This is a genomic window from Amycolatopsis sp. H20-H5, assembly GCF_035828755.1.
Classification (GTDB): domain Bacteria; phylum Actinomycetota; class Actinomycetes; order Mycobacteriales; family Pseudonocardiaceae; genus Amycolatopsis.
The window spans coordinates 57,715-70,389 of the sequence record NZ_JAYMZS010000030.1; the positions used below are offsets into that span (position 1 = coordinate 57,715).

The 12,675-nt window shown below is 67.8% G+C and carries 8 protein-coding genes; 2 read left to right on the forward strand and 6 right to left on the reverse strand.

Annotated elements, in window-relative coordinates; translation table 11 throughout:
• Nucleotides 1-73: 73 nt before the first annotated feature.
• Nucleotides 74-1,021 (forward strand): lysyl oxidase family protein, encoded by a 948-nt coding sequence (locus QMK34_RS18785; RefSeq protein WP_326415388.1) that lies wholly within the window; start codon nucleotides 74-76, stop codon nucleotides 1,019-1,021.
• Between the two features lie 62 nt (nucleotides 1,022-1,083).
• Here the strand turns inward: QMK34_RS18785 and QMK34_RS18790 are convergent, their stop codons facing one another.
• On the reverse strand, nucleotides 1,084-4,470 hold the full coding sequence (locus QMK34_RS18790; RefSeq protein ID WP_326415389.1) for a TM0106 family RecB-like putative nuclease: 3,387 nt from the start codon (nucleotides 4,468-4,470) through the stop codon (nucleotides 1,084-1,086).
• A 177-nt stretch (nucleotides 4,471-4,647) separates the two neighbouring features.
• Here QMK34_RS18790 and QMK34_RS18795 point away from each other — a divergent pair, with 177 nt between their 5' ends.
• A complete protein-coding gene (locus QMK34_RS18795) occupies nucleotides 4,648-6,216 on the forward strand; it encodes a restriction endonuclease (RefSeq protein WP_326415390.1) in 1,569 nt (522 codons plus the stop codon).
• Nucleotides 6,217-6,264: 48 nt separating this feature from the next.
• On the opposite strand, the gene QMK34_RS18800 is transcribed toward QMK34_RS18795, so the two are convergent.
• From QMK34_RS18800 to QMK34_RS18820, 5 genes are all read right to left on the reverse strand, one after another.
• Complete coding sequence (locus tag QMK34_RS18800; protein WP_326415391.1) at nucleotides 6,265-7,503, reverse strand: HNH endonuclease signature motif containing protein; 1,239 nt, start codon at nucleotides 7,501-7,503, stop codon at nucleotides 6,265-6,267.
• A 304-nt stretch (nucleotides 7,504-7,807) separates the two neighbouring features.
• Nucleotides 7,808-9,229: a glycoside hydrolase family 3 protein gene (locus QMK34_RS18805; RefSeq protein ID WP_326415392.1), complete on the reverse strand. Its 1,422-nt coding sequence runs from the start codon at nucleotides 9,227-9,229 to the stop codon at nucleotides 7,808-7,810.
• 3 nt (nucleotides 9,230-9,232) lie between these two features.
• Entirely contained in the window at nucleotides 9,233-10,063 is an 831-nt protein-coding gene (locus QMK34_RS18810; protein ID WP_326415393.1) for a carbohydrate ABC transporter permease, read from the reverse strand.
• A complete protein-coding gene (locus tag QMK34_RS18815; RefSeq protein WP_326415394.1) occupies nucleotides 10,060-11,046 on the reverse strand; it encodes a carbohydrate ABC transporter permease in 987 nt (328 codons plus the stop codon). The genes QMK34_RS18810 and QMK34_RS18815 overlap by 4 nt, the downstream gene beginning before the upstream one ends.
• Nucleotides 11,043-12,341, reverse strand: coding sequence for an extracellular solute-binding protein (locus QMK34_RS18820; RefSeq protein ID WP_326415395.1), 1,299 nt, complete (start codon nucleotides 12,339-12,341; stop codon nucleotides 11,043-11,045). The genes QMK34_RS18815 and QMK34_RS18820 overlap by 4 nt, the downstream gene beginning before the upstream one ends.
• Nucleotides 12,342-12,675: the final 334 nt, after the last annotated feature.

A 12,675-nucleotide genomic window follows, 5' to 3' on the forward strand; every position in this document is an offset into this window, starting at 1 on the left:
GGCGCGGAGAAGCTTCCCCCGGTGCTCACTAGAGTCCGGACAGTGACCCCGGTGCCGGGGCGAACAGGAATGGGTGAGCGTGAAAAGAAAGTACAGCGCGGTGGCCGGTGTGGCACTGGCCCTCGCGTGCACGGTGTCGGCTTCCCGTGCGGAGGCCACCACCCCGTTGATGCTCCCCGATCTGCGCCAGGCGCCGATCGGCTGCGAGGGCGGGTACGGCGGGCCCCCGGCGACCTGTGAGGCCTGGGACGTCTGCATGGTCGAGGATCCCAGCGGCCCGAGCGGCCACTGCGTGACGGCGCCGACGGCACACGCGGTACGGCTGCGGTTCACCAGTTCCGAGGAGAACGTCGGCGACGGCCCGCTCCTGCTCTTCGCGCACCGGGACGACACCGGCTCCCCGACGATGACCGTCCGGCAGGCCCTGCAGTCCGGTGTGGACGGACCGATCCCGGACGGCTACGGCGCGGCACAGCGGGGTACGGCGGCGTTCACCTACTACGAGCCGGCGAAAATGCACGAACACTGGCACGTCATGGGCTTCGAGCACTTCGCCCTGCGGACGACCGGGGGCGAAACCCTCGTGGCGGACCGCAAGAACGGCTTCTGCCTCGGGGACCGCTTCCCGCTCGCGGACGCGGACAACCTGCAGTACGTCCCCGGCGGCAACGGGCCTGCCAGTGACCTCGCCGCGAAGCTGCGCGAGAACATGTGCCAGCACCACCAGCCGTCCGCGCTCGACGTCATGGAGGGCATTTCCGTCGGCGCCGGTGACGACTACAAGTACACGGTGGACTTCCAGTGGCTGGACATCACCCACGTCCCGTCCGGTGTCTACGACCTGGTCAACACGGTCAACGCGGACCGCACGCTGATCGAAAAGAACTACGACAACAACTCGTCCTCGGTGGCCGTCTCGATCCAGTGGCCAGCCGGGCCGCCCGCCGCGGGCGCCCCGATCACCGAAGGCCCCAAGGTCAGGTTCGTCCGCAGCTGCCCCGGAAAGCCGAGCTGCGCCTGACCGGCGCCGAGCAGGATGGCTGAAGGTCGCCTTTGCTAGGTTCAACGCAGCAGGGGCGACCTTCAGCCAAGCGGTGACCACGGCGAGGCCGCGCTCATCAGGCCGATCATGCCCGACACCAGCCGCATCTGGTCCACCGTGCGGATGTCGGCCTCCACCAGCCGGGGCGAGCAGACCAGCACCGCGACGGCCTGCGCGCGGGACAGGGCGACGTTGAGCCGGTTGCGGGAGAGCAGGAAGTCCAGGCCGCGGGGCAGGTCGACGGCCGAGGACGAGGTCATGGTGGCGATCACGACCGGGGCTTCCTGCCCCTGGAAGCGATCCACCGTCCCGACGCGGACGCCGGGGAAACCCGCCTTCTCGAGTTCCCTGGAAACCACCCGCGCCTGCAAGTTGTACGGCGCCACCACCAGGATGTCCTCGTCGGTCAGTGGCCGGGTCTCGTCGCCGTCCGTCCACAAGCGACCGTGCAAGGTGGACACCTGATCGGTCACCGCGGCGGCTTCCTCGACCGAGCGGGTGGTGTTGCCGTGATGGTCGACCTCGGCGAGGTACAGCCCGGCGGGTACGCCCGCCACGCCGCGCCCGGATGCCGACGGGTGGGCGTGCAGCCGTCCGGCGTAGGAAAGGTGCGAGACCGGCTCGCAGACAGCGGGGTGCATTCTCCGTGACTGGTCAAGGAAGTAGCCGAGATCAGGCCCGATGACGTCGGCGTCGCCGATCAGGTGTCCCAGCGCCGAAGCCTCCGCGCCCGCCGGGTGGGTGCCCTGCACGACCTGCGGGAGCTGCTGGGGGTCTCCCAGCAGCACGAGGTTCTTCGCGCACATCGACACCGCGAGCGCGTCGGCCAGCGCGAACTGGCCCGCTTCGTCGATGATCAGCACGTCGAACGGCTCGGCTCGCAGCGCCGCGTTGGCGAAGGTCCACGCCGTGCCGCCGACGAGGTGGCCGGTGTCGTGCTCGCTGCGCCAGGTGGCCAGTGCGGCGTTGTTCTTCGGCTGTTCCCAGTCGCAGGCGGGATCGGGCGCCTTCTTGGGCCGCTTGGCACACGGCAGTTCCGGTGCGCTCGCCTTCGCGGCGGTCATCACGTTCTCCACCGCCTTGTGACTGGTGGAGGTGACCGCCACGGTCCTGCCTGTCCGGACCAGGTGCGCGATCAGCTTGCCTGCCAGGTAGGTCTTGCCAGCGCCCGGCGGGCCCTGCACCGCGAGCGTCGAGCCGTCGAGCGCGTCGACGGTCTCGATCACCGCACGCACCAGGTCGTCACCGGCTTCGGGCAGCGGGCGGGCGCCTCGCAACCGGGGCGGGGTTCCGCGCAGCAGGTCGACGCCGGGGTGCGCGGGCAGCTTCGGCAGCTGGTCGACGACCAGCTCCGCGAGATCGGCGACCGCCTCGTCCTTGGGTGACGGGCGGACCGGGCTGCCGGGCAGGACCGCGACCGGGCGATCGTCGCTCGTCTCGTCCACCGCGGCGCTTTCCTCCAGCGTCAGCTCACCGGCGGTCGCGGCGACGACCTTGGCGTCCCTGGCGCCCGCGCCGTACCGCAGCCGGACCTGGTCGCCGGGGGTGAACGGGTGCGGCCGGTCCGGGTCGCACGCGATCTCCAGCGTCCGCTTGGCCTTCTTGACCCGCCCGGCGGGCGGGACCCACTCCCCCGCGTGCACCGACAACGGGACCGCGCAGGCGGTGTCCACTTCCAGGTCACTCAGCGGCGCCGCGACCTGACGGAAGAACTCCCACCAGGCGGGGTTGGTCTCCCGGCGGTGGTAGCCGACCGAGGCCGCCAGCAGTGCGCGGGCCCGGTCGTCGGCGGTGGCGTCCGCCGGATCGTCAGGCAGTCCGGCCAGCAGCGGATCCACCAGTGCCGCCGTCCGCGCGGCCCGTTCGGCCCGGCGTTCGGCGGCGACCTGCTCGGCGGTCTCCTCGAGCAGAGCGTCCACATCGGACCGTTCCGGCGGCGGGGCCGTCTCGATACCGGCCTTTTCCCGGATCTGGTGGAGGAAATCGAACAACTTGAGAGTGGAGACGCAGTCGTACTCGTTGTAGTCGCTGATGCCGCGCAGCACTTCGTCGGCGCGCTCGTCCTCGTCGAGCTTCGCCAGCGTCAGGTATTCCTCGTACGCCTCGATGCTCGAAACCGCGGTCTTGACGTCGCCGTCCCGCGCGGACGGCATGTACAACGGCTCGAGGTACTTGATGGAGTACGACCGCTGGGAGACCAGCAAAGCCTTGCGCACCACGGCATACAGATCGATCAGCGCACCGCCGCGCAACAGCGTGTCCACGTCCTCCTCGCGCGTGCCGTGCACCGCGGCGAGCCGCTTGAGCGCGGTCACCTCGTAGGGCGCGTAGTGGTAGATGTGCGAGCCGGGATGTTCCGTCAGCCTGGCCGTGGCGAAGTCCACGAACTCCTCGAACGCGCGCTTCTCCTGTGCTCGCGAGTGCGCCCAGAACGGGGTGAACCGCTCGCCGGGTTCCTGGGTGACAGCGCCGAACAGGTACTCCAGCCCCTCCCCGCCCAGCGCGTACGGGTCACCTTCCATGTCGAAGAAGACGTCACCCGCGCTCGGCGGTGGCAGCTCGGCCAGCACACCGGGATCGATGATCTCGTAGCCGACCTCGCCGGTCTCGTCCTGCCTGACCTGGATCGCGGCCTGAGCGCGCAGGTTCGTGAACGCGGTGACGGAAAGATCCCGCGGCCGGTCCTCGGGCTCGGCGACGGCCAGCGCGTCGATCGTGCCCACCCCGGCGTCGACCAGCTTGCGCCGCTGGTCGTTACGCATCCCAGCGACCAGCGACAGATCACGGCCCGTTTCCCGGCCGGAGGCGCAGTGCTGCGCGAACCCGCAGGTCGCGCACGCGGGCCGCTGGTCGGCCCACAGCTGCTCGGGCAGGTGCGCGGGACGGCTGCTCAGCCTGGCGCGCAGCCGTCCCAGCAGCGGGAGGAAGTCCTCCACGCGCAACGTCCTGCTGCTGCCGTCGCCCAGCAGCAGGTGCATGTCCGGCCCGGCGGGCCAGCCGCCGCGCCGCAACGCATCGGCGTACGCGACCAGCTGCAGCACCGCCGACGGCCTGGCGTGCCTGGCGAGCTTGGTGTCGTAGACCTCGTAGCGGCCCTCGGCGTCCCTGATCAGGAAGTCCGCGCGGCCGCTGAATTCGTCGTCGAGGAACACCGCCTGGTAGACGACCGGCGCCCCCGCCCGCAACGCCTCGGCGGTGGCTTTCGCGGCGGCGACCTGGTCGTGTTCGCCAATCTCCACGAGGCCGTGCCGCTCGCCGCGCAACCGCGCCAGGGTGGCTTGCTCGTGGGCACGTCCGTGCTTGACGGCGAGCTGGTCGGCACCGGAGCCCGGCCGCGGCGCGCCCGGCAGATCGGCGGCCAGCGCCTGGTTAAGCACGCTGCGGTGCTCACATTCGAGCAGGTCGGCGAGGTCGCTGGGCGTGTGCATCGCCAGGCAGTCTGACACGGGCTGCCTGGCCAGGCCGGAGAGGCTCGCCGGGGAGCCGTGCGGCCGGGCGAGATAACGGACCGGTCACTGGTTGTAGCGGTTCGGCGTCATTCGGCGATCAAGTCAGGGGACGAACTGAATGCACGGCACCTCTGGCAGTCGGGATGGGGAGTAAGCGTGGCGCGACGTACTGGGGTCTTTGTACAGATGCAGCGAGAAGCGGCCAGGCGCCAACGCGACCGCCAGCGCGCTCAAATCGCCTACGCGCGTCTTCAAGCTCAAACACAGCGAGAAGCAGACCGTGCCGAGAGGGAAACACTGCGCACCGCGGCCGCGACACTGAGGCTCTCCGAACAACACGCGAAGGCCGACGCCCGTGCTCAAGCAGAAGCCGTGAAGCAGCAGAAGCAGGCACATGTCGAGCTGCAACAAGCACGCGTGGCACGCCAGAATGCGGACCTGGACGCAGCCGTGGCCGATCTCGAACAGCTCCTGTCGGCCACTCTCGAGGTCGACGACTTCATCGACTTCATCTCGCTCAATCGGGTCGCGGAGCACCCGCCGTTCACCCCAGGAACTCTGGCGAACGCGATCCCCACGCCTGCTTTTCACACCGCCCATCCCGAGCCGACACTCGCCCAGTTCACCCCTCCTGAGCCCGCAGGCATGGCCAAGATCTTCGGCGGAAAGGCGAAATACGCACAGGAACTGGCCAGGGCCCAACAGCAGTACGCACAAACTCATTTCGCATGGCAACAGCACGTGGCGGCGGTACAGCAGGGAAACTCGACGACGGCACTGGAGTATCGACGGGCCGAGCAACGTCGCACCGAAGCACTCCGTACAGCGAAGCACTCCTATGACCAGGAATGCGCCACGCGTGAAGCCGAAGTCGCCGAACACAACGCCGAAGTCCAAGCGCTCGCTGACGCGTTCGGACGACGTGAGCCACAGGCAACCTTGGAGTACTTCACGCTGGTGCTGGCCAATTCGGACTACCCGGAGGGCTTTCCTCAGCAATACCGGCTCGCCTACGTCCCTGAGTCCACCCAACTGGTCGTCGAGTACGAACTTCCGTCGTTGGAGTGCGTTCCGGACGTGAGAGAGTTCAAGTACATCAAGTCGAAGGACGAGATCACCTCGACCGCGAGAGCGGCCCGTGACATCAAGGCGCTGTACGCCTCCGTGGTGGCACAGCTGACGCTTCGCACGCTCCACGAGATCTTCGAAGCGGACCGAACGAGGTTGGTGGAAACTGTCGTGTTCAACGGACTGGTGACCACGACTGATCCCGGAACAGGCAAGGAGATCCGCCCCTGCCTGGTGACCGTACGAACCACCCGTGAGGTCTTCGACGACCTGGACCTCGCACTGGTCGAACCGCTCGCCTGCCTGGAGCGGCTGAACGCCGCCGTTTCGAAGCGACCCAGCGAACTGGCCCCGGTCCGCCCGGTTCTCGAGTTCGACATGGTCGACAAGCGCTTCATCGAGGAGACCGACGTCCTGTCCGGCCTCGACCAGCGCCCCAATCTCCTCGAACTCACCCCCACCGAGTTCGAAAGCCTGATCCAGAACCTCTTCACCACCATGGGGTTGGACACCAAGCAGACCCGAGCCTCACGCGATGGTGGCGTCGACTGCGTGGCTTTCGATCCGCTTGAGCTCATCGACGGCTCGAACCTGCTGTACCTCCTGGCCGAGCACGCGGGCATCGAGGCCAAGATCATGCCGCCCGAGGGCAGCTGAACTCGCTCGGCCGCCCGTTGAAGGGCAGGCCGAGCAGTGTCCACGGGGTCACGACACCGTGGAGGATTTCGATGGTGGGTCGTGTGCGGTGTTGCGGATCGGTCTTCGCTCCGGATCCAGCCACGCCGGGGGTAGCCATTCGATGGTTCCGTTGCGCAGCCGCATGTCCCATCCGCCGTGGTGCAGCAGGTGGTGGCAACGTTCGCAGGTCAGGCCGAGGTTGACGATGTCCGTGGGTCCGCCGGGGCCATGAGGATTGGTCCAGTAGGTCAGATGGTGCGGAATGCACCATTTAGGACCTCTCGAACACCCAGGACCGGTACAACCCCTGTCCCGGATGATCAACGCCCTGCGCTGGGCGGGGCTGGCGGTCCGGACCGCGCGGCCGAGGTCGAGCACCTCCCCGGCGCCGTTGAGGACCGCGGGGACAACCCTGGCGTCGCAGCACATCCGGCGCAACTGACTCGCGCTCACCGCGCCATAGCCGTCCAGCATCGCGGTACCGGCACGGCGTTCGAGCTCGTCCAGGCCGATGGTCACGGTGACGACGGCACGTTCACCGGCTTTGACGGGCAGGTCGGGAGCGCGACCAGCGAGATCGAACACCGCGGCCACCGCGTCACCGTTGCGCTGCTCAAGAGTCCGGGGGTCCGGGTTGCCGAACTCGTCGACCGGGTTCGGTTTCGCCAGCGGAATGAGCAAGCTCTCCACGAACTGCGCGAACTCCGCGTCGAACACACCCGTGTACTTCATCCGCCCGTCGGACAGGAACCGATACCGAAACTCCCGCACCGGCTCGGACAGCTTCCGCTCACGATCGCCCGGATCCTTGTCCTCAAGGTCCCAGTAGGCCAGCATCCGCCGACCGACCCGCCGGACCACGGACGGGATCGCTTGCTGAGACAACTCCACCAAAGCCGCCTCGCCCACCTGAAGATCCTCATCCGACACCGAGTCCGGAGCCTGCGACAGGACGTGTTCGATCTCGTGGGCGTGTTCCCGGTTGATCTCACCGGACTCCAACGCCTTACGCACCAACGGAAGCACAGCGGTAGCCTGCGCAACACGAGCTTTGGCTTCCTTGCGTGAGACTCGGAGTGTCAGCTCCAGCAGCATCGCGGTACTGCGATACCCCTTCTCCACGCCCAAATCGCGCTTCTCAACCTCGGCGACGAAGTCCAGGATGTGAGCGTACTGACGTGAAAAGTCCTGGTCGGCAGCAAGAAGTCCAGCGAGCAGTTCCTCATCGGAAAGCTGCCACACCGGCATCATCTCAGCTGTACGCACCCTCTCATTCTACCCGAACAAACGTTCGAATCATCACCCGTTCAGGTAAGAACGACCACCTTTTTTCCAGCGCTGCAAGCAAAACCGGGCCCCGTGGTGGTCTTCCCGTCGCCTGACAACAAAAGGACCACGTCGTGGGGGTGCCGCAACCACCACACCAAACCGCAGCAGACCAACGCAACCTTGCGGCACCCCCACGACGTGGTACCCACCAATCCAGGCGACGGGAAGACCACCACAACCCAAGCCCCACCTTCCCCGAGCCTGCCCGTCCGGCGAGGACAATCCCTAAAGCCAAAGAGGACTAAGCCAAATACTCAGCAGCAGCCCGCAAACTGACATAAGAACCGCTGAAAGTATCGATCCGATCCCCATCACCCACCTCAGGCCCCGGAGCACCGGTCTCCACCCGAATGAACGAAACCCCAGCATCCCGCAGCGCAGCAAGCAGCGAACGCGCCCCAGCATGCCGATGCGCTTCCCTGGTCACCACAACAACACTCCGATACCCCCGAGCCGCCTCGATGACCTCCCCAGCAGAGGCAGCAGAGACACTGAGCACCCGTGTACCAGGCACAAGCTCAGCCAGATGCGGCCCAAGACCCCAAGGCATCGGCCCGGCCGCGATGCTCGGCTCGGTCTGCACGTCCACCACCAGCGGCGGGCCCTCCAGCCGGGGATGCCCCTGGATCCGCAGCGCCTTGCGAGCCGCCTCCAAGCCGAGCCGGCGGTCGACCGGCCCCACCTCCGCGGGTACCGGTGGCTTGCTCAGTTCGGCCGTGCGCGCCGAGGCCTCGGCTAGCCGTTCGATCGGCAGGTCCCCGGCGCGGACGGCGGCGTCGAACGCCGCGCCGCCGATGCACAGTGCGTCGGCCCCGGCCACCAGCGACCGGACGGCCGCGCCGCCGAGACCGTCGTGCCTGCCGTACTCGCCGGACACCGCGCCCATCTCCAGCGCGTCGGTGATGATCGCGCCGGTGAAGCCGAGTTCGCCGCGCAGCACCCCGGTGAGCGCCTTGGCGTTGACCGTCGCGGGCTCGTCGCCCCAGGCGCGGACCACCAGGTGACCGGTCATGATCGACCGCACCCCGGCCTGGATGGCCGCGGCGAACGGGACGAGCTCGATCGCGCGCAGCTCGTTCTCGGTCCGGGGCAGGACGGGCAGCGCGACGTGCGAATCCTCGGTCGCCGCGCCGTGCCCTGGGAAGTGCTTCGCGCACGCCGCGACGCCGTACTTCTGCAACCCTGTCACGTAGGCCGCGACGTGCGGCGACGCGAGCACGGGGTCCGACCCGAACGCCCGGACACCGATGATCGGGTCGTCCGGGGTGAGCGTCAGATCCGCGCACGGCGCCAGGTTCAGCGTGACGCCGCAGGCCGCGAGCCGCTCGCCGAGCGCCGCGGCGACCGCGGTGGTCAGCTCCAGGTCACCGGCCGCGCCGAGCGCCAGTGGGCCCGGCACGAACGAGCCAGTGGCGACGTCCAGCCGCGTGACGTCCCCGCCCTCCTCGTCGATCCCGATGACCACCTCGGACCGCTCCGACCGCAGCTGGGCGGTCAGCGCCGCCACCTGCTCGTCGTCAACCACGTTGCGGCCGAACAACACCACGCCGCCGAGGTTCTCACCGAGCCTGCGCCGCAACCAGTCCGGTGCCGTCGTACCGGCGAAACCGGGCAGGAGAACGGATTCGGCCACGCTTTCCAGTGACCGTTCAGGTGACGACAACGATTATCCCTTCACCGCGCCGGCGGTCATGCCGGACACCAGTTTGCGTTGCACGATCAGGAAGAACACCAGCGCGGGGATGGCGTAGACGACCGACGCGGCCATGACGCCACCCCAGTCCACCGAGAACGCCGTGCGGAACGACGAGAGCCACACCGGCAGCGTCTGCTTGGACTGGTCCCGCATGAACACCAGCGCGAACAGGAACTCGTTCCACGCGGTGATGAAACTGAACACCGAAGTGGTCACCAGGCCGGGGCCGAGCAGCGGCAGCGTGACCCGGCGGAACGCGCCCGCCCGGCTGCAGCCGTCGATCATCGCGGCCTCTTCCAGGTCGTACGGGATGCCGTTGACGAAGCCGTACAGCATCCAGACCGTGAACGGCAGCGTCGTGGCGAAGTACACCAGCAGCAGCGACGGCAGCGTGTTGAGCAGCCCGGCGTCCCGCATCAGCAGGTACATCGGGATGAACAGCGCCTCCACCGGCGCGAGCTGGGCGACCAGCACCAGCAGCAGGAAGCCCTTCCGGCCGCGGAATCGCATGCGGGCCAACGGAACCGCCGCCAGCACCCCCGCGACCAGTGCGCACAGCACCGCGCCGAGCGTCACGATCAGGCTGTTGCTCAGGAAGGTGAAGAACCCGGGCTTCGTCAGCGCCGAGGTGAAGTTCGCGAACGTCGCCGAGGACGGCAACAGGTCGTACTCGGGTGAGAGGACCTGACCCGGCGTCTTGAGCGACGTGGTGAACAGCCAGTACGTCGGGAAGCCGAACAGCAGCGCCGCGAACACCCCGATCACACCCAGCCCGATCCGCTGGGGCATCGACTTCTTCACGACAGGTCACCTTCCTTCGTGCGCACCAGCAGCTGGACGTACCGGGCGGTCAGCAGGATCAGCACGAGCAGCATCAGCGTGGCGACCGCGGCCGACGTGCCGAAGTGACTGCCCGCGACACCCTTGAGGTAGAGGTAGATCGGCAGGGTCGTGCTCTCGCCGTCCGGGCCGCCCTGGCGGATCGCCCAGACCTGGGCGAACACCTTGAAGTCCCACAACACGGACAGGAACGTCACCATGGTCATGATCGGCCGGATGGCGGGCCAGCTGACGGCCCAGAACGCCTGCCACGGGTTGGCGCCGTCGATCCCCGCCGCTTCGTAGTGCTCCTTCGGTGCCCCGAGCAGGCCCGCGTAGAGCGTGAACGTCACGAACGGCACGGCCTGCCACAGGATCAGCAGGCCGATCACGGTCAGCGTGCTCGTCCCGCTGGAGAACCACGAATAGCCGATGAAGCCGTGGAAACCCAGGCGGTCCAGCGTCTTGTTGAGGATGCCGTACTGCTGGTCGAACATCCACTGGAACACCGTCGTGGTGGCGATCACCGGCGTCGCCCAGGCCAGCACCAGCGTCACCTGCAGGATGATCCGGATGACCGGGCCGAGGTGGCGCATCAGCAGGGCCAGGAACAACGACACCAGGAGCGTCGCGACCACGATGGCCGTGGTGAACACCAGCGTCCGGACGGTGATCTCCCAGAACTGGGGATCGGTCAGCGTGGTGGTGTAGTTGTCGAAACCCACCCACACCATTTGCCCGCTTACGAGCTCACGCAGATCGAGCTTGCGCAGGCTGATCCCGAGCAGTTGCAGCGTCGGCCAGCCGAGCAGCACGAGGATCGACACCAGCGCGGGCAGGATCAGCAGGTAAGGGACCGTACGTTCGCCGATCCGCAGGCGCTTGCGCGGCGACGGCGAACTGACACGCGGCGATGCCGGCGGGGTCGCCCCCGCCGGCATCGTCACCTCTTTGGTCGAAGTCATCCGCCGATGAGCTTGTCGAGCGCGGCGTTGGCGTCGGAGGTGGCCTGGTCCAGGGTCTTCTTCCCGGTCAGGTACGCGGTGAGCATGTCCTTAAGCGGGTTCTGACCGGACTCGACGTCGCCCCACCTGGGGCTGGTCGGGACCGCGCGGCCGTTCTTCGAGGCCGCCGCCATCACCTTGGACAGCGGGTCCGCGTCGAGCCCGCTGACGTCGGTCGAGGTGCCGGGCACGTAGCCGGCCTTCGCGAGCTGGCTCTGGTACTTGGCGCCGGAAAGCAGCTTCAGGTAGTCCTTCGCCAGCGCCTGGTCCTTGCTGTTGAGCGGGATCACCAGGTTGGAACCACCGAGGAACACCGGCGCGCTCTGGCCGGCGGTCTTGCTCGGGATCGCGAACGCGCCGGTCTTGGCGGTGATCGACGGGTCGGTCTTGGCCGCCGTGGCGACCTCGCCCGGCGTGCCGATGAACATGGCCGCCTTGCCGCCGCCGTAGATACCGGCCTGCTGCGGGTTGGCCTCGTCGTTGTCCTTCGGCGCCTTCGTGCCGGAGGCTTCCACGAGCTGCTTGTAGAACTCCAGGCCCGCCTTCGCACCAGGGCTGTCCAGCGTGGCCTTGAACGACTTGCCGTCGGCCTTGGCGATGTCGCCGCCCTCGTCCCAGATGAACGAAAGCAAGCTGTACCAGTACTGACCCGGCAGGTAGAGCGCCTGGAAGTCGGGGTCGCTGCCGAACTTGGCCTTCAGCTTGGTGATCGCGTCGAGCCACTCGGCGCGCGAGGCGGGCGGCGTGGTGATGCCCGCCTGCTCGAACATGTCCTTGCGGTAGATGACCTCGCGGTTGGCCGCGTAGAACGGGACCCCGTAGGTCTTGCCCTCGAATTCACCGGAGGCCTTCAGCCCGGCGAGCCACTGCGCGCCGTTGAGGTCGTTGACCGAGCCGGACAGGTCCGAAAGCACGCTCGACGACGCGAAGAACGGCGTCTGGGTGTTGCCGACCTCGATCACGTCCGGCGCGTCGCCCCCGGACAACGCGGTGGTCAGCTTCTGCTGAATGCCGTTCCACTGCTGGATTTCGTACTTGACCTTGACGCCCTGGTGGGCGTCCTCGAATTCCTTGTTCAGCGCGTCGGTGAGCGTCGTCGGTGCCGAACCGGTCATCAGCCAGACCGTGAGCGTGCCGTCTCCCTTGGGCGCCGAGCTGGCGGCCGCTCCGGGGTCGGTGCCTCCGGAGCCGGCGCAGCCCGCGGTCGCGAGGGTGATCGCGGCGGCGCCCGCCGCCAACTTGAGCCAGGGCTTCACTCTTGTGCCGTCCTTTCGATGTCCGGCCGGGAAGGGCCGGAGTCCCCAAAAATGGTGTAGACCAATGCAGGGAGAGTGGTACGGACCACAGCGAGTGTCAAGACGGTTGCCAAGACGTTGTAAAACAGCCCGGCTCCTCTCACTGCGAGTCACCAGCCGAATACAACGTAAGCCAGAACGGCGAAACAGAGTCACCAACCCGGCGGGGTCGGCATGAATAAGCACCAACAGTGCCCGAATATGCCCGGTTCAGCGGAGGCCAAGGGCCGTAAGGGTTACGCCATCCGGGTGCGGGCGGCGGGGCCGGGGCGGGGGCCCCCGCCCCGGGGGCCGG

Excerpts from the sequence above, each read along its gene's own strand:
- QMK34_RS18815 (WP_326415394.1), bottom strand. The coding sequence starts at position 11,046 with ATGACTTCGACCAAAGAGGTGACGATGCCGGCGGGGGCGACCCCGCCG.
- QMK34_RS18790 (WP_326415389.1), bottom strand. The coding sequence starts at position 4,470 with ATGCACACGCCCAGCGACCTCGCCGACCTGCTCGAATGTGAGCACCGC.